Here is a 24,105-nt window from a genome sequence, read left to right on the forward strand (position 1 = left end):
GCGGGGCGCCGGGGCGCCCCGCCCGCGGTGGGCTACTCGCCCCAGCAGATCCCGGCGGCGTCGTCGGAGGTGATGCTGTCGAGGCCGTCGACGGGGGTGTCGGTCACCAGCTGCGAGCCGGTGTCGAAGAAGTCGAGGCCCTCGCTGGTGCTGGGCTTGGTGCCGTCCTCGGCGAGCTGGGCGATCGCCTCGACGCCGAGCTGGGCCATCTTCACCGGGTACTGCTGCGCGGTGGCGCCGATGAGACCCTCCTTGACGTTCTTCACGCCGGCGCAGCCGCCGTCGATCGAGACGAGCAGGACGTCCTTCTCCTTGCCCGCGGCCTGGAGGGCCTGGTAGGCGCCGTAGGCAGCCGGCTCGTTGATCGTGTAGACGACGTTCACGTCGGGGTTCTTCGACAGGAGCGTCTCCATGGCGGTGCGGCCGCCGTCCTCGGCGCCCTGGGTCGCCTCGTTGCCGACGATCTCGTAGTCGCCGCCGCTGTAGCTGCCGGTCTTCGCCTCGTCGCCGTTGGTCTGGTCGTCGGCGACGTCGATCCCCATGCCGGTGAGGAAGCCCTGGTCGCGGTTGTAGTCGACCGAGACGACCTTGTCGTCGAAGAGGTCGAGCATCGCGATGGTCGCCTTCTTCCCGTCGAGCTGCGCGGCGGTCCACTCGCCGATGGCCTCGCCGGCCTTGAAGTTGTCGGTGGCGAAGGTGATGTCGACGGCGTCGGCGGGGTCGGGCGCCGTGTCGAGGGCGATGACGAAGAGACCGGCGTCGCGCGCCTTCTGGATGGCGTCGACGACAGAGGGGCCGTTCGGGGTGATCAGGATGCCCTTGTCGCCCTTCGAGATGGCGTTCTCGATGGCCTGGATCTGGGTGTCCTCGTCGCCGTCCTCCTTGCCCGCGGCGAGCGTGAGGTTCACGCCGGCGGAGGTGGCCGCCTCCTTGGCGCCGTCCTCCATCGCGACGAAGAAGGGGTTCGTCGTGGTCTTGACGATGAGGGTGACGCCGACGCCGTCTCCGCTGCCGGCGGTGGAGCCGGCGTCGGACGAGCCGGGGCCGGAGCTGGAGCAGGCGGTCATGCCCAGGGCCGCGAGGATCGCGACGGAGCCGAGGCCGATGTACCGGGTGAGGCGAGGGGAACGGTTCGTCATTGAAAGTCCTGTTCATAAGGCGGGAGCAGCCTCCCGACAACGATGTCAGAGGTAGGTCTATCGGGTTTGTGACGCTATGGTCAAGCGATCCTCCAGAAAGCGAGACCCGACCGTGACATCGTTGTCAGATCGAAGCGGCGCCGGTGCAGGCCGCCGTCCGACCATGAAGCACGTCGCCGCTCTGGCCGGCGTGGGCATCAAGACGGTCTCCCGGGTCATCAACGGCGAGCCGAACGTGTCGGCCGCCACGATCGAGCGGGTGCAGGCCGCCGCCTCGCAGCTGCAGTACCAGCCGGATCTGCACGCCGGGAACCTCCGCCGCTCCAACGGGCGCACCAACACGCTCGGCCTGCTGGTGGGCAGCGTGGCGAACCCCTTCTCGGGTGCTCTCCACCGTGCCGTCGAGGATCTCGCGAACGAGCGCGGTGTCGCGGTCTTCGCCTCGAGCCTCGATGACGACCCCGCCCGCGAGCGCTCCTCGGTCAACGCGTTCGTCTCGCGGCGCGTCGACGGGCTCATCCTGACCACGGTCGCGCCCAGCCAGGCCTACCTGGGCGTCGAGGTCGACCGAGGCACGCCCGCCGTGTTCGTCGACCGCGTCCCCTCGGGGATCACGGCGGACGCGGTGATCACCGACAACGCCGCCGGCATCGCCCGCGCGGTGGGCCACCTCGCCTCCTTCGGGCATCGCCGCATCGCCTTCCTGGGCGACCGGCCCGAGATCTTCACCGCGCAGGAGCGGGAGCGCGGCTTCCTCGAGGAGATGAGCCGGCTCGGCCTGCCGGTGCCGCCCGGGTACGTGCGCCACGGCGCCCACGACGAGCACGCGGCGGAGGAGATGGCGACCGCTCTGCTCGACCTCGAGGTGCCGCCGACCGCGATCGTCGGCGGGCAGAATCTGATCACGATCGGCGTGCTCGCCGCGCTCCGGCGTCGTGGCGCGCACGGAAGAATCGCCCTGATCGGCTTCGACGACATCCCTCTGGCCGAGCTCCTCGAGCCCGCCGTCTCGGTGATCGCGCAGAACCCCGCGGTCATCGGGCGGACGGCCGCCGAGCGGGTGTTCCTCCGCCTCGACGGCGAGGACGAGCCGGCGCAGACGTTCGTGATCCCCACCGAGCTGATCGCCCGCGGCTCCGGCGAGGTGCCCTGCCCCGACTGAGAAGCCGCGGGACGGAATCTGATCTTTCTCGCAGACCGCTCTTGAATTGTCCGGAGGACAGTCCGTAGATTGCCCAGCAATTGACAACGTTGTCACTCGTGACACGCGCAACGAAGGGCGTTCTTCCGTGCTTTCTCCTCATCGCTCGCTCCCACGGCGCAGCGGCCTGGTGGCCGTCGCCGCCGCGCTCTGCCTCGTCGGCGGCGGGCTCTCCGTCCCCGCCGTCTCTGCTGCTCCGCTCGACGCCGCAGCGGAGACCTACCGTCCGGCGATCCACTACTCGCCGACGAAGAACTGGATGAACGACCCCAACGGGCTCGTCTACTACGAGGGCGTCTACCACCTCTACTACCAGTACAACCCGCAGGGGACGCGCTGGGGGAACATGAGCTGGGGCCACGCCACCAGCACCGACCTCACGCACTGGACCGAGCAGCCGCTCGCCATCCCGGGCGACGCGGAGTCGGACATCTTCTCCGGCTCGATCGTCGTGGATAAGGACAACACCTCCGGGTTCGGCACCGCCGAGAACCCGCCCCTGGTGGCGATGTACACGGCCGCGTACAAGACGGGGGAGCAGGCGCAGGCGCTCGCCTACAGCACCGACGCCGGGCAGACGTGGACGAAGTACGAGGGCAACCCGGTCATCGACCGGGACCAGAACGACTTCCGCGACCCGCACGTGTTCTGGTACGACGGCGGCACTCCGGAACTCTCCTACTGGGTCGTCGTCACCGTGGAGGCGGACGACCACAAGGTCCTCCTCCACAAGTCGACCGACCTCAAGAACTGGACCGAGCTCAGCGAGTTCGGCCCGGCGAACGCGACCGGCGGCGTCTGGGAGTGCCCGGACCTCTTCCCGCTGGCGGTCGACGGCGACCCGTCGAACATCAAGTGGGTCATGGTCGTCAACCTCAATCCGGGTGCGGTGGGAGGCGGCTCCGGCGGACAGTACTTCGTCGGCGATTTCGACGGCACCACCTTCACCTCCGAGTCGACCGTCGGCTCCGACACCCTCCCCGAGGGCACGACCCTCGCCGGCTTCGACGACGGCACCTACAACGGGTGGACCGCGAAGAACGAGCCGGGGAACTGGAAGGACGGACCCTTCGGCGCCGCGCCCGCCACCGGAGCGATCGACGGTCAGCAGGCCGTCACCGGCTTCGCCGGAACGGGTCTCATCAACGGCTTCAACGACGGCGACTGGCCGGTCGGCTCGATGGAGTCGCCCGCCTTCACCCTCGACCAGGACCACCTGAACTTCCTCGTCGGCGGCGGGAACCACCCGCACGTCGACGGCACGCAGCTCGCCAACGACCCTCCCGCGGGCAGCGAGCTCCTCTTCGAGGGCTTCGAGTTCCCGGACCAGCAGAGCCTCGCGGACAACGGCTGGACCGTGACCGGCGACTTCGCCGGCGGCACGAACCCCTCCACGAACGGCGGCGAGTTCTTCCTCGGCCAGAAGCGGATCAACACCTTCGAGGGCGGTCCGAAGGGCGACGACAACACCGGCACCATGACCTCGCCGGAGTTCACGATCGACAAGAGCAGCCTCAGCATGCTCGTCGGCGGCGGCTTCCGCCCCGAGGGCGACGCCCAGACCCTCGAGGTGCAGCTCGTCGTGGACGGCGAGGTGGTCGAGACCACGGCCGGGACGAACGACGGCGCCCTCAACTGGAAGAGCTGGGACGTCTCGGCGTACCAGGGGAGGACGGCGACGATCGTGGTGCAGGACGGCGCGACCGGCGGCTGGGGCCACCTCACCGTCGACCACGTCGTGCTCGCCGACACCGCTGCGCAGGTCCGCTCGAACGAGACGAGTGTGAACCTCGTCGTCGACGGCGAGATCGTCCGCACCGCGACCGGCAGCGACAGCGAGACGCTGGACTGGAAGAGCTGGGACGTCGCGGACCTCGCCGGCCGCACCGCGCACCTGCAGGTCGTCGACAACAACCGCGCGGGCTGGGGCCACATCCTGGCCGACCAGTTCATGCTGTCCGACGAGCCCGCGCAGAGCCGCCTCGTCGACTACGACTGGCTCGACTGGGGCCGCGACTACTACGCCGGAGTGACCTTCGACAACGCACCCGACGACAAGCGCATCATGATCGCGTGGATGAACAACTGGCAGTACGGCGAGGCGATCCCCACCGGCACCTGGCGAGGAGCGATGGCGCTCCCGCGCGAGCTCTCCCTCGAGACAGTGGACGGCGCCCCGAAGCTCGTGCAGAAGGTCGTCGACCAGACGGCGGGCCTCGAGCGCGGCGACGAGGCGTTCACGCTGGGCGCCACGGACATCGCCGACGGTGAGACCGCACTCCCGGCCGCGGCCGAGGGCAGCGTCTACAAGCTCGACGCCACCTTCAGCGCCGGGGACGCGGACTCCTTCGGCCTCTCGGTCCGCAACTCCGCTGACGGCTCCCAGCGCACGCCGATCACCTACGACGTCGCGTCCGGTCAGCTGAGCGTCGACCGCACCCGCTCGGGCGACGTCGGCTTCGACGCCGACTTCCCGTCGGTCGAGACCGCGCCGGTGTCCCTCGACGACGGCGAGCTGCACCTCGAGCTCTACGTCGATCACGCCTCCGTCGAGACGTTCGCGCAGGGCGGCCGCGCGACGATCACCGACCAGGTCTTCCCCGACCCGAGCAGCACGGGTGTCTCGCTCCTCTCCTCCGGGGGGACGGCGCGCCTCGAGAGCCTGACGGTCACACCACTCACTCCGTCGATGTTCACCGACCCCGCGGCGGTCGCCTCGCTGACCCCCGCGGGCGCGCCGCAGACCGTCGAGACCGGAGCGGCGATCACCGGCCTCGGAGTCACCGCGGCGAACGCGGCCGACGAGCCGGTGGCGGGTGCGGACGTCGCGTACACGATCGAGGGTCCGGCCCGCTTCGCCGACGGAGGCACGACCGCCACCGCGACGACCGGCGCCGACGGCTCCGCTCCGCTCCCCGCGGCCACGGCGGGTCCCGGCACGGGTGCCGTCTCGATCACCGCGGTCTCGGGAGGCGTCAGCCGACTCCTCCCCGCCGTCACCGTCGTCGCCCCGGCGACACGGGTCGACGTCGACGTGACGATCACCGGCGTGAAGCGCGGCGGATCGGTCGTGCTGACCGCCACCGCGACGAACCAGGGGAGCACGCCGGTCCGTCTCAGCATCCCGACGGCCTTCGGTGAGCTGAAGGTCACCTCGCTGGCGGCGGGCCGCACCAGGACGGTCTCGGTCGACACGCACCTCTCCCGGGTGCCGTCGGGCTCGTTCCGCGTGACGGCGACCGCACCGGACGGGACCCGGGAGACCTTCCGGGTCGCGTACCGCGGCACCGGGAAGTAGCGGCGGGATGAGGGGGCGGCGGCTCGGGGCTGGACCCGAAGCCGCCGCCCCCTTCCCGCGCCCGCTGCCGGATCGCGCGTCCAGGAGACCGCGTCCGGGCGCCACGCCCGGGCGCGGGAGCCGCGGTCGACCGCGCTCGTTCTCGGACGAGCGGGCCGACGGACGCTCTCCGGCCCGGCCAGGGCTCCTCCCCGCGCCGCCGGGCGAGCCGCCGCTGCAGCCCTTCCGCTCCCAGGGCGGCGCCCAGGATGGAGTCCTGCCTCGGACGAGCGATCGATGCGTCACGAATGGGCGCCATGCGCGGCCGGAAGCGACCGTTCGTGACGCATCGATCGCGGGCCGGGGGAGTGCGCGGCGAGCGCCGCGCGGAGCGGGGTCGTCAGGTGCCGAACGGCTCCCGGTCGCGGGTCAGCGGTGCCGCCCGCAGCGCCCGCATGTAGATCCCGTAGCGCCGCAGCTGTGCGGCCGATGCCGCGGCGCGTCCGGGGCGCAGGCCGGACAGCCGGTACACCAGCATCCGCGACGCCATCCCCGCGAGCACGACCGCCCGCCAGACCTGCTGCTGCAGATCCGAGCGCGCCATCCGCCAGCCGTAGAGGTCGAAGAGGTTGACGATCCAGGCGGTGCTGACGCGGCCGTCGACATCGCTCGAGGAGCCGCCCATCGCGTGCAGGGCGTGCAGGCTCGGATCGAGGACCACGCGCAGGCCCTCGGCGCGCAGGCGGAGGCAGATCTCGACGTCCTCGGCGTACATGAACCAGCGGTCGGTGAGGCCGCCGACGCGGTCCCAGACGGCCAGCGGAATCATCAGGCAGCCGCCGCTCACCCAGTCGACGTCGCGCGGCCGCCCGTGCAGGTCGGCAGCGAACAGGTAGTGGCCCTCGAGGGAGGGGAAGCGCCGGCCGAGGCGCGAGAGGCCGGTCTGATGCAGGAGCATCCGCCGGACCGTGGGGGCGTGGCCGGCGGCGACGATCACGACGTCCTCGCCCTCGTTCTCGAGGAGGGGGGAGACGGCGCCGATCGTCGGATCGCTGTCGAGAAGTGACGCCAGCGAGCCGACGACCTCCGCCGAGATCTGCGCGTCCGGGTTCAGCAGCAGCAGGTGGCGGCCGGTGGCGTGGGCGGCTCCGAGGTTGACGGCCCGCGAGAACCCGGCGTTCTCGGTGTTCTCGACGACATGGACGTCCGGGTACTCGGCGCGCAGCACGGCGACCGTCTCGTCGCGCGAGAGGTTGTCGACCACCAGGATCTCGACGCTCTCGTCGCGGCCGGCGAGCGCGTCGAGGCAGGAGCGGATCACGCCGATGCTGTTGTAGGTGACGATCACGATCGACACGGACGGCCCGCTCACGGGAGCACCGCCACCATCGCGGCGCGCAGCCGGGCGACCACGGCGTCCCAGCTGTAGTACTCGAGCACCGGAGCCGGATCGAGCGGTTCCGGCGGGTCGGCGACGAGTTCGCGGATCGCCGCCGCGATCGCCCGCACGTCGCGCGGATCGACCAGGCGGGCGTGCTCGCCGAGGATCTCGCGGAACACGGGGATGTCGCTGGCGAGGATCGGCGTGCGGCAGGCCAGGGCCTCGAGGGTCGGCAGGCCGAAGCCCTCGTCGAGGGTGAGGAAGAGGAACAGCGCGGCGTTCTCGTAGAGCCAGCGCAGCTCCTCCGTCTCGATCCGGCCGAGCAGGCGCACCGAGCCGTCGTCGAGCGCGGCGCGCACGGCGGGAGGGAACTCGGTGGGCACTCCGGAGGCCTCGCCGACGACGAGGAGCGGGAAGGAGGGGGAGAGCACCTGGGCGGCGAGTGCGGCCTCGATCGTGGTCGCGAGGTTCTTGCGGGCGTTGAGGCGTCCGACGGCGAGGAGGAAGCCGTCGAGTCCGTCGACGCCCGAGGGCGCCATGGGCTCCGCGTCGGCGAACGCCCGGTTGAGGCCGAGGCCGACGGGCACGGCGCTCGGCGCGGCCGACGTGCGGACGATGCGGTGCGACTCCGCGACGCTGCTCGCGATCACCACGTCGGCGCGGCGGACGGTGAGAGGCATGAGCGAGAAGTAGGCGCGCTCCCTGCGGGTGAACCACTCCGGATTCGTGAGGAAGAGGAAGTCGTGGATGAACACCGCGGACCGCCCCAGAAGGGGGGTGAAGTTGTGCGTCAAGGTGATGTCCGGACGGAGTCGGAGAGAGAGCAGGGCGAGTTCGAGAACGGCACTGACGCCCTGCGGCCGGAGCCTTGTCGGTACCACTCGGGCGAGTCCCGCTAATTCCCGTCTCGCCGTCTCCACCCCCGTCAGGGGGACGGCAATGACAAGTGAATCCTCAGGAAAGAGTCGTGCCCAGGAGAAGGCGATCTCTCGCATGACCTCACGGTTCGAGATCGGGCCGCGAATCCACCAATTACCATCGAGCAGGACCCGTAGGGATCCTCGGTGCGAACCTGTGCCGGGCATTCGACCCCTGTCTGGGAATGGGTTCTCATGGATGTCCCGACTGTAGCGAACGGACTCCTGCACCGGACGCCCACGAGTACCGGCCCGAGGGCCGCCGCACCGAGGAGAGGGCCCCATGAGAGCTCGACGCCGCACTGCACTCGTCCGCTGGGCCGTCGCCGCGCTGGGGGCGGTCGTGGTGCTCGACGCGGTCGTCGTCGCCCAGACGCAGGTGGGCTCGGACGCGACCGCCGACTTCCTGAGCTCGGTCACGGCGCTGACCAACATCCTCTCGGTGGTCTCCTTCGCGATCGCGGGGCGGAGCGCCTGGCGATCCGCGCGATCCGGCGGCAGGAGGAGTGCCGCGGCGCACGGGGAGTCGCGGGCGGTCACCGCGATGCGCACCCTCAACGCCGCCACTCTGCTGAGCATGTCCGGCCTGTTCCTGGTGATCTACGGGCCCGCCGTGCTCGGCGACCCGGCCCAGCTGAACCCGGGCACGGTGGTCCTGCACGTGCTCGTGCCGGCACTCGCGCTGATCGAGCTGCTCGCGGTCCCGGGCGCCCGCCCGGTCGACCTCCGGCTGGTCTGGGCGGTGATGGTGTTCCCTGTCCTGTGGTTCGTCTACACCTTCGTCAGGGGCGCCCTCACCTCGCGCTACGTGTACGAGTTCCTCGATCCGGAGCTCTCCGGCGGGGAGCGGATCATCGTCGGGATGACCGTCCTGATCCTCTCGATCTTCTTCCTGATGGGTGTCGCGATCCTGTCCCTCCAGCGGTGGCGGACGGCGGTCCGTTCGCCGCTAGTATGAGCGCCGATACCCGCCTTCGGGGGTGCGAGTAGGCCGTCGAATGAATGCTGTGCACCGTCGCATACGCCTGGTATTGCGACAGCAGATTTCGTCCGGCGATCGCCTTTGGCGAGGCGACGCACAACAAAGGGAGAACCGCGACATGGGCAGGTCGGTCGCCATTATCGGCACGCGGGGCTATCCCAGTTACTACGGGGGATTCGAGACAGCCGTCCGGCGTCTCGCGCCATACCTGGCGGAGCAGGGATGGGAGGTCACGGTCTACGGAAGGCCGGGCACCACGGCCCGCCAGGACCCGGATCGCGACGAGCGGGTGATCACCCGGCAGACGCGGGGTGTCGAGAGCAAGTCGCTCAGCACCCTCTCCTACGGACTCACGGCCGCTCTCGACGCGGCGAAGCGCAAGCCCGACGTCGCGCTGGTGCTAAACTGCGCCAACGGCTTCTGGCTGCCGATCCTCAAGCAGCGCGGCATCCCCACCGTCGTCAACGTCGACGGCATCGAGTGGGACCGCGCCAAGTGGGGCCGGTTCGCGAAGTTCGTCTTCCACCAGGGTGCGGTCTGGACCGCCCGCCACGGCGACCGCATGGTCTACGACGCCGCGGCGATCGAGACGCGCTGGAAGCGGGAGTTCGGCCGCGACGGCGACGTCATCCCCTACGGCGGCGACGTCCCGCCGGAGCACCCGGTCGAGCCGGGGCTCACCCACCGCGGCTACGCGCTGATCGTGGCGCGCTTCGTCCCGGAGAACACGGTGCCCGAGTTCGTCGAGGCGGCCGAGCGGATCGCGCGGACCCACGACGTCGTCATCGTCGGCTCCTCCGGCTACGGCGGTCCGATCGACCAGGCGGTCAGCGCCCTCGCGCAGCAGAACGCGCGGGTGCACTGGTTCGGGCACGTCAGCGACGACACCCGGCTCCACTCCCTCTGGCAGCACGCCGGGGCCTACTTCCACGGGCACAGCGTCGGCGGCACCAACCCCGCGCTCGTGCAGGCGATGGCCTGCGGAGCTCCGGTCGTCGCCCGCGACACCGTCTTCAACCGCGAGGTGCTCCAGGAGGCGGGGCGCTTCGTCGCTCCGACCCCGGACGCGATCGCCGAGGGCGTGCTCTCGGTGCTGAACGACCCGATCGAGCAGGAGCGGCTCTCGTACCGGGGGCACCTGCGGGCCCTGCACTCCTACTCCTGGGCCGAGGTGAACGCCGGCTACGAGCGCTCGCTGCTCAGCGTCATCGCCGAGCGGGCCTCCGCGGGGGCGAGCAGGAGCCGGGCGTGAGAGCCCCGCGCGACCTCGGCTACGACGACCTCCTGATCGGCTACCACGTCGGTCCGCTGACCGGCGTGACGGCGGAGCGCGTGCGTGCCGCTCTCCGTGACGTCCTGCTCTCGCCGCGCGGCGCGGTGCTCCTGCGCCGCCGCACCCGGTACCGCGGATGGCGTCGGATCAGCGCGGCGGCGGCCCTGGACGCCTCGGAGCGCGCTGTCGACGTCGTCGCCGGCCCGCTCGAGCGCGAGGTGCTGGCGCACCGCCTGATCGGCGCGCAGTTCGCTCCGGGGGAGCTGCCCGTCCGCATCCTGTTCGACGGCGCGACGGTCGGCTTCACCCTCCCGCACAGCCTCTTCGACGGCACCGGAGCGACCGCGGTCGTCGCGCTCGTGATCGAGAAGCTGGGCGCCCCGGGGATCGACGCCGTCGCTCCGAAGCCGCTCGCCGCCGCTCCGCTGCGCGAGGTCGTGGAGCGCTTCGAGCTGACCGGCCTCGCCGGCGTCCGGAAGGCCCGCGACACCTTCCGCACGCTGACCGCCGCCACGGACGCGGGCTACCAGCTCGACGCGACCCTCTCGAAGCAGGAGTCGGACCGCCTCTCCCGCCTGGTGACGACGGTGCTCGATGCCGACGCGCTCCGCCGGATCGCCGCGACGCCCGAGACCGCGCGCGACGGGAAGCGCCCGGCCCGCCCACCGGTCTCGCTCAAGGTCGCGAGCCTCGTGCTCCGCTGCCTCCAGGACTGCGCCGCCGACGGCCTCGACTTCCGCGTCGTGGTCCCGGTCGACGGCCGCCGCTGGGTCGCCAAGGGCACCGAGGTCGCCGGCAACCTCTCGCCCTCCCTCCCGCTCGGCCGGCTCCGCGCCGACGACTGGTCGGCCACCTCGCTCCTCGAGCGGCTGTCCGCCGCGACGAAGTCCGGGCTCCCCGCGACCTGGCTGCTGGCCAGCGCGCTGGTGAGCGTGAAGAACCTCGTGCAGCACCCGCTGGCCGCGGTCCGCCCGCCGAGCGGGACGCCCCGCGTGCCGTTCGAGATCCACGTCTCCCTGCCCTCGACCGAGGTGCCGGTGCCCGAGGAGCTCCTGCCGCGGATCGAGGCGGACACCATGATCGGCGGGATGCCCGCGCACCTGCGCTTCCCGCTCGGCGTCTGGGTCGAGGTGGCTCCGATGCGCGACAGCATGCACCTGACCGTGCACGACGAGACCGGCACCTTCGCTCTCGACGGCTTCGAGGAACGGCTGCGCGCCGCCGTCGGCGCTTCGGCCGCGGAGGCCTCGTGAGCGGGCTGCTGCGCCTCCTGAACTCCCCGATCGCCATGCTCGCCAGCCGCCTCTCGGTGGCGGCGCTCGGGCTGGTGAGCGCCCCGCTGATCGCCCAGTCCCTCGGTCCGAGCGGACGCGGCGAGACGGCCGCGGCCCTCGCCTCGATGTACCTCGTCCCGATCCTGCTCGCTCTCGGGATGCCGCTGGAGATCCGCCGGCGCGTGCTCGCCGCGGCGGGCGACCTCGGCGCGGTGCGCACGGCCCGGCGGCTCGCGCTGCTGACCGCGATCCCGGCCGCGCTGATCGCCTGGCTGCTCACCTCGACCCTCCTCTCGGCGCTCGACGAGGCGGCCACGGTCGCGGTGTTCGTCGCGCTCACCGGCACCCCGCTGATGGTCTGCTGGATGATCGACATCGGCGTCGTCGGGGCGCAGCGCCGCTTCGGAGCGGTCGCACTGCTCCAGGCCACGCAGCCGCTGGTCTACGTCGGCGGGATCGTCGTGCTGTTCCTCCTCGACTCGATCACCGTCTCGGGCGTGATCTGGTCGAACTTCGCCGGCTCCGTGACGACGGCGCTGATCGGCTCGCTGCTCAACCGTCCCCGCGGAGCAGCACCGGCGCCCTGGCGGCCGCTCGTGCGCGGCTCCGTCACCTTCTACGGCGCGCAGGCCTCGGACGCCGCGTACCAGCGCCTCGACCAGGTGATCATGCTGCCGCTGATCGGCTCGCACCAGGCCGGCCTCTACTCCGTCGCCGTGACGATCGGCACCCTGCCGGTGTTCCTCGCGCACGCGGTCGCCGCTCCGGTCTTCTCGGACATCAGCCGGACGGAGGGCGGCGCCCGCGTCACCGCCACCGGCGACGCGCTGCGCTCGGCCTTCGCGGTCGGCCTGGCGTCGGCGGTGTTCCTCGCGGTCGTCACCCCCTGGGGCGTGCCGTTCCTCTTCGGAGAGGAGTTCGCGGAGGCGATGCCCGCGGTCTTCTTCGCGATCATCGGCTCCGTCTTCGTGGTCGTCACCGTCAGCGCCGGCGAGGTGCTCTCGGCGCGCAACCGCGGCATCAGCCTCACCGTCGCGCAGGGCGCCGGGCTGATCACCTGCCTCGTGCTCCTGTTCGCGTTCGGCCCGGCGAACGGCGCGATCGCCGCCGCCATCGCGAACGCGAGCGGGATCCTGATGGCGCTGGTGGTGATGGTGGTCGCGATCCGGCCCCCGGCCCGGACCATCGTCCCGCGGCCCTCCGACGTGCCGCTGGTGGTCCGGCGCCTCACGATGCGGGGCGGCGCGGCATGACCCGGACGGCGGCGCCGCTGCCCCGGGCGGGCTCCCGCACGGTCGCCCGCGGACCGGTGCGCACCCGCCGCACGCTCCGCGCCCTCCTCGGCCGTGACGGGCTCGGCCTGCCGTGGCTGGGCGTCCTGCTGCTGGTCTTCGTCCTCCCGGCGAACGGAGTCGCCTCCGCGTTCCTGCCGGGCGCCACGGCGACCGCGTTCGGCGCGATCAAGGACGCCGCGATCCTCGGGCTCTTCCTGCTCGTGCTGGTCAGCGGGCGGATCAAGCGGGTGCCGGTGCCGATCGTCGTGCTCGTGCTGATGATCGTCGGCCTCGGCGCCGTCTCGGCCGTGTGGACCGAGAACCCGATCCAGGCCGCCTACGGCTGGCGCAACGACTTCCTGCCGTTCCTCGCCCTCATCGTGGTGCCCGCGGTGCTCGAGAAGCGCCATCTCGCGATCCTCGCGACCGCGTTCGTGGTCGCGCTGCAGCTCTCGTCGATCACGACGATCCTCACCTGGAACCAGGGGCTGGACTGGCTGTTCACCCTCGGGGTGTTCCCGCTGGCTCCCGGGACGCCGTTCCCCTCCTCCCTCTTCGTCGCCGGCAGCATCGTGCCCCGCGGCTTCAGCCCCTACAGCGCCCCGAACGAGAGCGCCGTCGCCGTCACGATCGCGCTCGCCGTGCTGTGGACCCGACCGCGCTGGCCGCTGTGGCTGAAGGGCGCGCTGACCCTCCTGCCGCTGGTGGCCGTCTACCTGACGCAGTCCCGGAGCGGCTACATCGGCCTCGCGATGCTCGCGGTGACCCTGGTGGCCTGGGCGCTGTTCCGCGCGAAGCCGATGCTGGTCTGGGCGATGCTCACTGTGACCACGGCCGCGGCGATCGGCGGAGTCACGCTCTACCTCTACATCGACAAGGTGATCTCGCACGTCGCCGACCCGTCGCTGATCGGCCACAGCGACAGCCTGCTCGAGAACATCCCGCTCCTCGTCGCGCACCCGTTCGGCTTCGGCCTGGGCAAGGTGGGGCCGCGCGCTCAGCTGTACTCGACCGACAGCGTGCTGGTCGAGAGCTTCTTCCTGGTGCTCGCGATCGAGTCGGGGATCCTCGTGATGCTGCTGTTCGCGGCGCTGCTGGTGTACCTGTTCCTCCGCGGGCTGCGCGCGCCGACCCTCGACGGCTTCCTGCCCACGGCCGTGGTCGCGGGCACGCTGGTCAGCTACACCGTGCTGCCGACGCTCCAGGAGGGCCCGGTGGCGTACACGCTCTGGATCGTCTGCGGCATGGGCATCGTGGCGGGGCGGGGCGAGCAGGCGGCGCGCCCGAGCACCGCGCGGGTCCGCGAGCCCTCACCCTCGCGCAACGCCGCCCACCTCGACGGGCCGCGCGCCGGCACCGGGGCGCACGTCGTCACCTCCCGAGGGGAGGGGCGCCGGCGCCGGCCGCAGCGCTCCCGCGTCTCAGGCGGACGCCGTCGCCGCGGCGGCGACGACCGTGCTGCGGGGGGCCTGCGCGACCACGGTCCCGAGGACGTCGCCCCCGACGTCCCGTAGGCGGTCGGCCGCGGCGACGAGGTCGGCCGAGGACGAGATCCCGGCGCCCGCGACGAGGACCGTCGTGGCGACCATCTTGCCCAGCAGCACCGCGTCCGTGGCCGAGAGGATCGCCGGGGAGTCGACGATCACGTGGTCGTAGCGGCGCGAGAGGTGCGCGATCACGCGCTCCATCGCGGGGGTGCCGATCAGGTCGCTCGGGTTCGCCTGGCTGCCGCCCGCCGTCAGCACGGTGACGCCCTGGGCGCTGACGGGCAGCGACCCGTCGGCGGGCAGGGTGCCGGTGCGGAGCAGGTCGGCGAGGGTCGGTCCGCCCGTGGGGACGCGGAAGACGGTCGACTGCGCCGGATCGCGGAGGTCGGCGTCGATCAGCACGACGGTGCGGCCGATCTGGGCGATCGAGACGGCGAGGTTCGCGGCCACCGTGCTCTTGCCGTCGCCCTCGCGGGCGGAGGTGACGAGCAGGGTCCGCTCGTGGGTGCCGGATCCGAAGAGGAGCGTCGTGCGCAGCATCCGGAACGACTCGGCGACGGCGCTGCGGCCGTCCACGACGAGGGGCGAGCGGCGGACGGCCGTGTCGTAGGGGATCGACTCGAGCACCGGCAGGGTGGTGCCGGCGGCGACGTCCTTGGCCGAGCGGATGCGGGAGTCGCCGAGCGAGCGCAGCACGACGACGCCGACACCGAGGATCAGGCCGGTCGCTCCGCCGAGCACGAGGTACACGAGCAGGTCGGGGCTGAGCGGCGAGCCCGGCACGGACGCCGCCTCGAGCACCTTCACGTCGACCCGGCTCGCGCCGCCCGTGACGGGGCGCTCGATCTGCGCGACGTAGCTGCTCAGGCTCTCGGCCACCGCGTCGGCGATCCGCGCGGCCCGCTCGGCGTCGGCGTCGACCACGTCGATGCTCATGATGACGGTGCCGGGGAGCGCGGCCGGAGTGACCTCGCCCGCCAGATCGCCGACGGTCATGTCGAGACCGAGGTCGTCGATGACGGGCTGCAGCACCGAGCTCGAGTCGACCAGCGCGACGTAGGAGGCGACCCGCGCCTCCGCGCTGGTGAAGGAGGCGCCGACCTCGGCGCTGGACTGGTTGTCGGCGGTCGCGACCGAGACGAACACGGTCGTCTGCGCCCGGTACTCCGACTCCGACGCCATGGTCGCCACCGACGCGGCCGCGAGGCCGAGGGCGACGAAGATCGAGATGACGAGCCAGCCCCGGCGGAGGAGTCGTCCGTACTCGCGAATTCCCACAGTGCCGTCCTTGTCGAGGAGGGATCCGGCGGAGCGGATCGAGACGATGAGCGTGCTGCTGTCGATCCTGGCAGAAGCGCGCCGCGTGTCCCCGGCGCCGGGCCGCAGCGGAAGCGCCGTCATCGCGGCGCGGACGTGAACGGGGCCGGATCCGTCGCGTTCGCCCCGGCCCGTGGCGTCGATCGACGGACGTCAGCCCCGCCGCACCCGCAGCCGCGTCTCCTCGAGGTCGAGCAGCGATTGGGCGTCGCGGAGGATGCGTTGCGGGTAGGCGCGGCGCGAGCGCGCGTCCAGCAGCGCCTCCCGCTCGGCCGCGACCACAGCGAGGCGCAGGGCCCGGTACAGGCGGTGCGGAGTGTCCGCGACCGACCGCTCCGTGCCGCGCGAGCGCTCCCAGGCGGCCTCGGAGCGGAGGAACGACGTCTGGCGCACCCGCTCCAGGACGTCCGGAGCGACGTCGTCGGCGCCCTCGACGGCGTCACCCGGACGCTCCAGAACCGAGAGGCCCTTCTCGGTGATCTCGTCGAGCAGGCCCGCGAGCGCGCGCTGGTCCTCGGGCACGTCGATCCCGCGGATGCCCAGCGCGCGGATCAGCAGGGGCAGCGTGCTGCCCTGGATCAGCAGGGTCGCGACGGCCACGGTGAAGGCGATCAGCACGAGCTGCGGGCGGTACGGGATGTCCTCGGGCAGCGACTGCGCCGCCGCGAGGGTCACCACTCCGCGCATCCCGGACCAGCCGAGCACCAGCCCGCCGCGCCAGCCGATGCCGTTGCGGCTGAAGTGCCGGTAGTCGCTGCGCCGCAGCAGGTAGCGCCGCTTCGCGCGGCCGCGCTCCTCCTTCGGCAGCTCCTGCCCTTCGGGCGACTCGAGCAGCTCCTTCTGCTCACGGGCCCGGCGCTCGGCCCGGCGCGTCTGCCAGCGCTCGCCGAGGAGGACCGGGCCGACCCAGAGGAAGCGCACGACGATCAGTCCGACCACCGCGATCAGGCCGATCCCGACCGCTCCGGGCACGGAGAGGCGCGCACTGTCGGCGTCCTGGATCAGCGAGCGGATCTCGAGTCCGATCAGCAGGAAGACGCCGTTCTCGAGCAGGAACTGCACGGTCCGCCAGTTGATCCGGTCGTTCACCCGCGACTGGGCGGTGAAGGCGCGGGAGGAGGCGTGCCCGGTGTGCAGGCCGGCGACGACCACCGCGAGCACGCCCGAGGCGCCCAGGCCCTCGGCGGGGATGAACGCGACGAAGGGGACGATGAAGGAGAGGACGGTGTTCAGCACCGGGTCCTCGATCCGCGAGCGGATGAAGACGGTCACCACGCTGGCCACGAAGCCGACCACGACGGCCACGACGACCGCGTAGAGGAAGTCCCCGATCGCGGCCCACGGGGTGGCGAGCGTCCCGGCGGCGGCAGCGAGGGCCGACCGGAGGAGCACCAGCGCGGTCGCGTCGTTGATCAGCCCCTCGCCCTCGAGCAGGGTGAGCAGCCGCGGCGGGAGGCCGAGGCGCCGGCCGACCGAGGTCGCGGCGACGGCGTCGGGCGGGCTGATGATCGCGCCCACGGCGACCGCCAGGCCCAGCCCGAGCTCGGGGAGGAGGAGGAAGAGGAGCGCACCGACGCCGGCCGCCGAGATCAGCACCAGCACGACCGACAGGCCGGTGATGGTGGCGAGGTTCCGGCGGAAGTCGATGAACGGCACGCTGAGCGCCGCCGCGTAGAGCAGAGGCGGCAGCACGCCGTCGAGCACCCACTCGTGCGGGACGACCACCTCCGGCACCCCGGGGATGTAGGAGAGGCCGACTCCGGCGAGGACGAGGACGATCGGCGCGGCGACGCCGAGGCGCCGCGAGAAGACGGCGACCGCGACGAGGACCGAGACGCCGATGATCGCGGCGATGCCCAGCTCCATCAGCGGAGGCTCGCGAGGGCGCAGAGGGGCATGGTCTCGTCTCCAGGGGGTGGCGGGCGATCGCCCGGGACGAGTCTGCGCCTCTCGGCTGATGCGGGGCAGGGGGTTGCGAGCGCCCGGCGTCCCGCGCCGGGGTCACCCGTCGTCGCGAGCGGCGCGCCGGTCGAGCAGGCGGGCGAGCGCGAGGAGGAGCGCCATGGCGCCGAGCGCGGCGACGGCCAGCGCGAGCGCGGCGCCGGGCTCGAGCGTGATCCCGCGCTCGACGACCTGCGCCCGCAGCACCGGGTCGGCCGAGACGACGAGCAGGCCGATCGAGGCGGCGGCGAGGACGAGGCCGTAGAGGACGGCGCCGACGCGGATCCGCGGGCGAGCGGTGGCGGGGGTGGGCGTGGTGGTCATCGTGCGGCTCCGGTCTCGGGGGTGGGGCTCGGGGTGGGTGTCGGGGTGGCGCCGGCGTCCGGCGCAGTGGTGCCGGAGTCGGCGTCCGGCGTCGAGTCGTAGACGCGGATCGACCCGCCCTCCTGGGCGATGCGGACCACGAACGGCTCGGCCTCCGGATCGCCGAAGGTCTGCGTCCAGAGCTGACGGCCCCCGGCGGTGCGGACCTCGCGGGGCGCGTCGATCGCGCCTCCGTCGGCGTCCAGCACCAGGAGCTCGGTGTCCTCGGTGGTCGCCTCCAGGCGGACCGCCGTGCCCTCCATCGTGGCGAGGGACACCTGCCCGTAGCCGATCCAGAGGTCCAGCGGCTCTCCGGAGGCCTCGTAGCCGGGTGCGACCGTGACCTGCAGGTCGCTCGCCGCGAGCGTCGCGTAGCGGCCGGGGGCGGCGCTCGAGAAGCCGTAGGACCCCAGCACGGGGAGCAGCTCGCGGTCGGTCGGCAGCACGGCGGCGCAGGCGGCGGTGATCAGCGCGACCGTCGCGAGGGCGATCAGCGCGATCGCGCGCCTCCGGAACAGGCCGGCGAGCACGATCACCACGGCGAGCACGAGCGCGGCGGAGGCGGCTCCGACGACGAGGGACGTCGGTCCGGAGGCGGTGAGCGAGACCAGTGCGCCGGTCAGGGCGGCGGCCCCCAGGGCGAGCAGCGTGAGGCTCGCCCGCAGCCGGGGGTTCGCGGCGCGTCGGAGGCGCTGGCGCTCCAGGCGCGCGGCGGTGACAGCGGCGGCGGCGAGTCGCGCCTCCTCCGCCCGGGTTCGGGCCGTCTCGCGGGCCGACGCGCTCTGCTGGGCGCGGAACGCCTCCCGCTCGGCCCGCCACGCCTCCTGGCGCTCCCGCCACTCGGCGACGGCCTCGGGGGACGAGGGGCGCTCGTCCTGCAGGCCCGGGTCGGGTGCGGGGTAGGCCGGAGCGGCGGGCGCGGGGTACGGGAGCGTCGCGGAGGGGCCGGCGGACGGGGCCGCGGTCTGCGGGCCGGCGGCCGCGTCGTCCGGTCGTCGGCTCCGCCGCACGACCCAGACCACGAACGCCACGATCAGCCCGAGCACCACGAGCGACCACAGCGTCCGCCCGGTCGCAGGCGCCCAGGGCATCGCCCCGGTGTACGCGCCGCCGAGCGACCAGAAGCCCTGCGCCACCGGCAGCATCGAGGCGAGCACGAGGACGCCGATGCCGGCGTGCACCTTGTCGAGCGAGCCGCGGAGCAGCCGCTCCACCGGCAGTGCGCCGTCCTGGTCCGGCAGCAGCAGCCAGGCCGCGGCGTAGAGGAGGAGCGCGGGCCCGCCCAGCACCGCGACGACGAGCACGATGCCGCGCACGATGAGTGGGTCGATGCCGAGCCGGTCGGCGATCCCCGCGCAGACTCCGCCGATCCAGCCGGGGCGGCGGGGCAGGTCGAGGCCGCGCAGCCAGAGCACGAAGCGGTTCTCGGGCGCGGGGGGCGGATCGGCGGGGCCGGGGGCTCCCGGGCCGGGGCTCTCGGGGCCGGGGCTCTCGGGGCCGGCGGCTCCGGGGTCCGCGGGCCGCGAGGCGCCCTCGGCCTCGGGATCCGTCCCGATCGGCGTCGTCGCCGTGCTCGCCGCGTCCGTGCCGTCCGGCTCCGGGGAGCCCGGCGGGATCGTGCTCTGTCCTGTCATGCTGCGAGTCTCCCGTGCGCTCCACAACCCGGACCATCGGGGGAACCCCTGATCCGACCCCGAGAGCACCCCCGATCGCGCGGCCGACCTGTTTGGATGCAGGGGTGAGCACAGTCCCCGGCACCGCCGTCCGCCCCCCGCTGCGGCGCCCGCGGACGATGCTGCTCGGCGGAGTGTGCACCGCGGTCGCCGACCACCTGGGCTGGAGCGTGCGGAGGACCCGCGTCCTGGCCCTCCTCACGACCGCGCTCGGCGGCGGCGGCGCGCTCCTCTACCTCTGGCTCTGGGCGCTGGTGCCCCTCGCGCCGCTCGACTCGCGCGATGCGGATCCGGCCGTCCGCCGCTCCGCTCCCGTCGCCGGCCTGCTGACCCTCGCCGCCGCTGTCGCGGCGCTCGCCGTGCTGATTACCGTCGACCGCGGGGACGACGCCGACATCACGCGCGCGCTCGTCGCCGTCGGCCTGCTCGCCGGAGGGGCCGTCGGCTGGAGCCTCGGACTCGACCGCGGCGACGCCGTCCGCCCCGCCCGCTACGGCTCGGCGGTGCGCCTCGCCTCCTGCGCGCTGCTGGTGCTCGCCGGAGCGGCCGTGCTCACCGGCCGCCCGAGCGCCCTCAACGCGGTGCTCGCCGTGGGCGTGCTGCTGATCGCCGCCGGCGTGCTGGCCGCGCCCCGGGTGGTGACCCTCTGGTCCGAGCTGATGGGCGAGCGGGCCGCCCGGGTGCGCGAGGAGCAGCGGGCCGAGATCGCCGCGCACCTGCACGACTCCGTGCTGCAGACCCTCGCGCTCATCCAGAACCGCGCGGGAGCCTCGAGCGAGGTCGCCCGCATCGCCCGCGCCCAGGAGCGGGAGCTGCGCGACTGGCTGTTCGAGCGCGACGTCCCGGTCGCCAACGACCTGGCCGCCGAGGTCCGGTCGATCGCCGCCGCCGTCGAGCTCGACTACCCCGTGCACCTCGAGGTGGTGGCCGTCGGAGCATCCGTCCCCGGCGCCGCGGCGCTCCTCGCCGCGACCCGCGAGGCCGTGCTGAACGCGGCCCGGCACGCGGGCGGGGACGTCTCGGTGTACCTCGAGTCCTCCGTGCAGGGCGTCGACGTGTTCGTGCGCGACCGCGGCCCCGGCGTCGTCCTCGACGAGGTCCCCGGCGACCGCCTCGGCATCCGCGAGTCGATCATCGGCCGGATGGCGCGCGCCGGCGGCAGCGCGACCGTCCGCCCCGGAGTCGGCGGCACCGGCACCGAGGTGCATCTGCGCCTCCCGGCGGAGGTCGAGCGATGACCCGCGTGCTGCTGGTCGACGACCACTCCATCTTCCGCTCCGGCCTGCGCGCCGACCTCGCTCCCGAGCTCGAGGTCGTCGGGGAGGCGGCCGACGTCGACTCCGCCGTCGGCCTGGTCGCGGCGCTCGCGCCCGAGGTGGTGCTGCTCGACGTGCACCTGCCGGGCGGCGCGGGCGGGGGCGGGGCCGAGGTGCTGCGGCGCAGCGCCGGCTCGTCGTCGCGCTTCCTCGCGCTGAGCGTCTCGGACGCCGCGGAGGACGTGGTCGGCGTGATCCGCGCCGGTGCCCGCGGCTACATCACCAAGGCCAGCTCCGGAGCCGAGGTGAGCCGGGCCGTGCTCGCGGTGGCGGGCGGGGACGCCGTGTTCTCGCCGCGCCTGGCCGGCTTCGTGCTCGACGCCTTCGGGGCGCTGGCGGGCGAGCAGGCGGAGTCGGTGGACGAGCTCGACCGGCTGTCGGCCCGCGAGCGCGAGGTGATGCGCCTGATCGCCCGCGGCTACGCCTACAAGGAGGCGGCCGCCGAGCTCTTCATCTCGGTCAAGACGGTCGAGTCCCACGTCTCCGCCGTCCTCCGCAAGCTGCAGCTCTCCTCCCGCTACGAGCTCACCGCCTGGGCCTCCGCCCGCCGCCTGCTCTAGGAGTCGAGGGCGGCCGTCGTGCGATCCGCAGGGGATCCGCGCTCTGCGGGACGCGCCGTGCGGCGGAACGCCCTTCTCGACGTTGATCCCCTGCAGATCGCACGTTCGGCGGGCCTACGAGGGGCGCCGGTCCGGGTGCCACTGTGCGATTCGCAGGAGATCTGCCATCCAGGGGGCGCATCAAGCGGCAGAACGCCCCTTCGCGCGCGGATCCCCTGCGAATCGCACAGCCCACCTCACACCTCCGGGTCGCCCTCGGCGGCCGCGCGGCGGCGCGCTCCGAGCCCGAGCGCGGTGGCGCCCGCGGCCAGGAGCGCGGTGGCGCCCGCGATCAGGCCGACGCTCTCGACTCCGGTCGAGGCCAGCCCGCCGCCCGAGCCGCCGACGGGCAGCGGAGTCGGCGTGCCGGTCGGCGCCGTCGTGGGCACCGGGGACGGAGCGGCGGTGGGCGCCGCGGTCGGCCCGGCGGTCGGTGCCGTGGTGGGAGCCGCCGTGGGTGCGGTGGTGGGCGGGGTCGTCGGTGCCGTGGTCGGTCCGGCGGTCGGCGTCGGAGTCGGCGCCACCACCTGCGACGCCGGCAGGATCTGCACGATGGTCGGACGCGGTGCCGCCACCGCTCCCGCCGCCGTCGATCCGTAGTCCGGGAAGAACGAGGTCGGCGCCTCGAAGGTGCCCTCCTCGCCCGGGTGCTGCACGGCCACGAACACGTGCTGGTCGAGGTCGTGGACGATCGGGCCGCAGGTCTCGGCGTCGCGCGGGACCGAGAGGAACTGCTCGACCTTGCCGCGCGTCGCGCCCTCGAGCGCCACCTTGAACAGCCCGTCGTTGTAGCCGATGCCGCTCGGGGCGCCGTCGGTCGAGATCCAGAGGTTCCCGACCGAGTCGAAGGCCAGGTTGTCCGGGCACGAGATCGGCGAGACCTGGTCCGCCGGGAAGCCGGAGAAGTAGACGACGTCGCCCTGCGCCTGGTCGCCGCAGAGCATCAGCAGGTTCCAGGTGAAGGTGCGGCCGGTCTGGTCGCCGCCGTCCTCGATGATCTCGACGATGTGGCCGTCGCGGTTCTCGGTGCGCGGGTTGACCTCGGTCGCGCCCTCCTTGCTGCCCTCGGTGCCGCGGGCGGAGTTGTTGGTGCAGGCCACGTAGATCCGGCCGCTGACCAGGCTGGGCTGCACGTCCTCGCAGCGGTCCATCTTGGTCGCGCCCGCCGCGTCCGCCGCCTGGCGGGTGTGCACGAGCACCTCGGCGACGCTCATCCCGGCGATCGTCGAGGCGCCGTTCAGCACCAGGGGCAGCCACTCGCCGATCCCGTCGAAGCCGCCGTCCGAGGGGACCGCTCCGGTGCCGGTGATCTCGGCCACGGGGGAGTCGCCGGTGAAGCGGGCGACGTAGAGGTCGCCCTCCTCCAGCAGGGTCTTGTTGTGGGCGCGGTCGCCCTCGATGTAGCGCTTCTTCGAGACGAACTTGTAGAGGTAGTCGAAGCGCTCGTCGTCGCCCTGGTACGCGACCACGCGGCCGTCCGGGGCGATGATGACGTTCGCGCCCTCGTGCTTGAGCCGGCCGAGCGCCGTGTGCTTCTTCGGCGTGGAGTCGGGGTCGAAGGGATCGAACTCCACGATCCAGCCGAAGCGGTTCGGCTCGTTCTCGTAGCCCGGGGTGCGGGCGTCGAAGCGGGGGTCGTCGAGCTCCCAGAGACGCGAGGTCTCGGAGTCGGCGAGGCCGTAGCGCTTCTCGGCGTCGCTGGTGCCGACCGCGCGGAAGTAGCCGTTGAAGTTCTCCTCGCCCGAGAGGATCGTGCCCCACGGCGTCGTGCCGCCGGAGCAGTTGCCGAGCGTGCCCAGCACGGTGCGGCCCTCGGGGTCGGCGACCGTCTTCAGCAGGTCGGAGCCGGCGGCGGCCCCGGTCACCTCGTAGGGGGTGTCGATCAGGTAGCGGCGGTTGCGCTCGCCCCCGCGGACGTACGCCCACGGGCGGTCGACCGCGGTGCGGACCAGCTCGACGACGCTGAGGCCGTGGGCGGCGCGGCCGACGGCGCGCACGCGCTCCGGCTCCGCCTCGAGCTGCGCGGCCGGGAACATGATGCTCTCGTTCGTGTACTCGTGGTTCACGACGAGCAGGGCGCGGAGGCGCTTCGAGCCCGGGATCTCGACGATGTCGGTGTAGTCGTTGTTGTAGCCGAACTGCGCGGCCTGGGCGGCCTCCGTCTGGTCGGCGATGTCGAAGGCGGGGCTGTCGGCGAAGAGCGGGTCGCCCCAGCGGATGATCGGCTGCCAGGCGAAGCCCTCGGGGACGGTGAACTGGTCGACGGTGTACGGCACCGGAGCGATCGGAGTGAAGGCGAGCGGTGAGCCGTCGGCCGCGGTCGCCACGGCCGCCTCGGCGGTGGGCGCTCCTCCGGCGGAGGCGACGGCGACGGTGACCGCGCCGGCCAGGCCGAGGCCGAGGGCGCTGCGGCGCGAGAGCTGCGACGAGACGATGTCGCGGAAGTAGCTGTTGTGCGACGTGTTGCAGGTCGCGGTGGAGCAGGCGTTGGCGCACTTCAGGGCGCAGGTGACGGGGCTGCGCTTGCCGCGCACGTGGCCGGCCATCGGGAGGAGGAGCGGGCGGCGGGCGGTGTCTGACATGGAGGTCCTTCGATCACGAGCAAGAGATGCGACCGAGGCAAGCAGGGGGAGGGGGCGCCGATGCCGCCGGGTGGCGGCTCCTCCCTGAACGGAACATGAACGTTCTCAC

General features: G+C 72.9%; 16 protein-coding genes and 1 pseudogene. 9 read left to right on the top strand and 8 right to left on the bottom strand.

Annotated elements, in window-relative coordinates; genetic code table 11:
• Nucleotides 1-32: 32 nt before the first annotated feature.
• Nucleotides 33-1,139 (bottom strand): substrate-binding domain-containing protein, encoded by a 1,107-nt coding sequence (locus GSU45_RS00425; RefSeq protein WP_104238959.1) that lies wholly within the window; start codon nt 1,137-1,139, stop codon nt 33-35.
• A gap of 163 nt (nt 1,140-1,302) precedes the next feature.
• Here GSU45_RS00425 and GSU45_RS00430 point away from each other — a divergent pair, with 163 nt between their 5' ends.
• Entirely contained in the window at nt 1,303-2,301 is a 999-nt protein-coding gene (locus GSU45_RS00430; RefSeq protein WP_159911757.1) for a LacI family DNA-binding transcriptional regulator, read from the top strand.
• A 271-nt stretch (nt 2,302-2,572) separates the two neighbouring features.
• Nucleotides 2,573-5,638, top strand: a complete 3,066-nt coding sequence (locus GSU45_RS00435) for a GH32 C-terminal domain-containing protein (RefSeq protein WP_279631120.1) — start codon at nt 2,573-2,575, stop codon at nt 5,636-5,638.
• A gap of 379 nt (nt 5,639-6,017) precedes the next feature.
• On the opposite strand, the gene GSU45_RS00440 is transcribed toward GSU45_RS00435, so the two are convergent.
• Both GSU45_RS00440 and GSU45_RS00445 read right to left on the bottom strand, forming a co-directional pair.
• Nucleotides 6,018-6,974 carry a glycosyltransferase family 2 protein gene (locus GSU45_RS00440; protein ID WP_159911759.1) on the bottom strand — a complete coding sequence of 319 codons (957 nt, stop codon included), beginning with the start codon at nt 6,972-6,974 and terminating at the stop codon, nt 6,018-6,020.
• A gap of 11 nt (nt 6,975-6,985) precedes the next feature.
• On the bottom strand, nt 6,986-7,792 hold the full coding sequence (locus GSU45_RS00445) for a glycosyltransferase family 1 protein (protein ID WP_159911761.1): 807 nt from the start codon (nt 7,790-7,792) through the stop codon (nt 6,986-6,988).
• A gap of 406 nt (nt 7,793-8,198) precedes the next feature.
• On the opposite strand from GSU45_RS00445, the gene GSU45_RS00450 reads away from it, so the two are divergent.
• The 5 genes from GSU45_RS00450 (at nt 8,199) to GSU45_RS00470 (ending at nt 14,232) form a co-directional block, all read left to right on the top strand.
• Complete coding sequence (locus GSU45_RS00450) at nt 8,199-8,873, top strand: Pr6Pr family membrane protein (protein ID WP_159911763.1); 675 nt, start codon at nt 8,199-8,201, stop codon at nt 8,871-8,873.
• A 142-nt stretch (nt 8,874-9,015) separates the two neighbouring features.
• Entirely contained in the window at nt 9,016-10,149 is a 1,134-nt protein-coding gene (locus GSU45_RS00455; protein WP_159911765.1) for a glycosyltransferase, read from the top strand.
• Nucleotides 10,146-11,423, top strand: coding sequence for a hypothetical protein (locus tag GSU45_RS00460; RefSeq protein WP_159911767.1), 1,278 nt, complete (start codon nt 10,146-10,148; stop codon nt 11,421-11,423). Before GSU45_RS00455 ends, GSU45_RS00460 begins: the two co-directional genes overlap by 4 nt.
• The gene (locus GSU45_RS00465) at nt 11,420-12,697 is read left to right on the top strand and encodes an oligosaccharide flippase family protein (protein WP_159911769.1); all 1,278 of its coding nucleotides are present in this window, start codon (nt 11,420-11,422) and stop codon (nt 12,695-12,697) included. Before GSU45_RS00460 ends, GSU45_RS00465 begins: the two co-directional genes overlap by 4 nt.
• Nucleotides 12,694-14,232 carry an O-antigen ligase family protein gene (locus tag GSU45_RS00470; protein WP_159911770.1) on the top strand — a complete coding sequence of 513 codons (1,539 nt, stop codon included), beginning with the start codon at nt 12,694-12,696 and terminating at the stop codon, nt 14,230-14,232. Before GSU45_RS00465 ends, GSU45_RS00470 begins: the two co-directional genes overlap by 4 nt.
• Here the strand turns inward: GSU45_RS00470 and GSU45_RS00475 are convergent.
• The 4 genes from GSU45_RS00475 to GSU45_RS00490 form a co-directional block, all read right to left on the bottom strand.
• Nucleotides 14,140-15,606, bottom strand: a complete 1,467-nt coding sequence (locus GSU45_RS00475; protein ID WP_159911772.1) for a polysaccharide biosynthesis tyrosine autokinase — start codon at nt 15,604-15,606, stop codon at nt 14,140-14,142. The genes GSU45_RS00470 and GSU45_RS00475 overlap by 93 nt on opposite strands.
• 69 nt (nt 15,607-15,675) lie before the next feature.
• A complete protein-coding gene (locus GSU45_RS00480) occupies nt 15,676-17,388 on the bottom strand; it encodes a cation:proton antiporter (RefSeq protein ID WP_159911774.1) in 1,713 nt (570 codons plus the stop codon).
• Nucleotides 17,389-17,523: 135 nt separating this feature from the next.
• On the bottom strand, nt 17,524-17,787 hold the full coding sequence (locus tag GSU45_RS00485; RefSeq protein ID WP_104225751.1) for a hypothetical protein: 264 nt from the start codon (nt 17,785-17,787) through the stop codon (nt 17,524-17,526).
• Complete coding sequence (locus GSU45_RS00490; protein WP_159911776.1) at nt 17,784-19,460, bottom strand: PspC domain-containing protein; 1,677 nt, start codon at nt 19,458-19,460, stop codon at nt 17,784-17,786. The genes GSU45_RS00485 and GSU45_RS00490 overlap by 4 nt, the downstream gene beginning before the upstream one ends.
• 104 nt (nt 19,461-19,564) lie before the next feature.
• Between GSU45_RS00490 and GSU45_RS00495 the strand changes: the two genes are divergently transcribed.
• Together GSU45_RS00495 and GSU45_RS00500 are read left to right on the top strand one after the other, a co-directional pair.
• Nucleotides 19,565-20,737, top strand: a complete 1,173-nt coding sequence (locus GSU45_RS00495) for a PspC domain-containing protein (RefSeq protein ID WP_159911778.1) — start codon at nt 19,565-19,567, stop codon at nt 20,735-20,737.
• Nucleotides 20,734-21,375: a response regulator transcription factor gene (locus tag GSU45_RS00500; RefSeq protein ID WP_159911780.1), complete on the top strand. Its 642-nt coding sequence runs from the start codon at nt 20,734-20,736 to the stop codon at nt 21,373-21,375. The genes GSU45_RS00495 and GSU45_RS00500 overlap by 4 nt, the downstream gene beginning before the upstream one ends.
• Before the next feature lie 581 nt (nt 21,376-21,956).
• Here GSU45_RS00500 and GSU45_RS00505 read toward each other — a convergent pair.
• Nucleotides 21,957-23,996 (bottom strand): annotated as a pseudogene (locus tag GSU45_RS00505) (PhoX family phosphatase); the annotation flags it as partial.
• Nucleotides 23,997-24,105: the final 109 nt, after the last annotated feature.

Source organism: Rathayibacter sp. VKM Ac-2801 (genome assembly GCF_009834245.1).
GTDB lineage: Bacteria > Actinomycetota > Actinomycetes > Actinomycetales > Microbacteriaceae > Rathayibacter.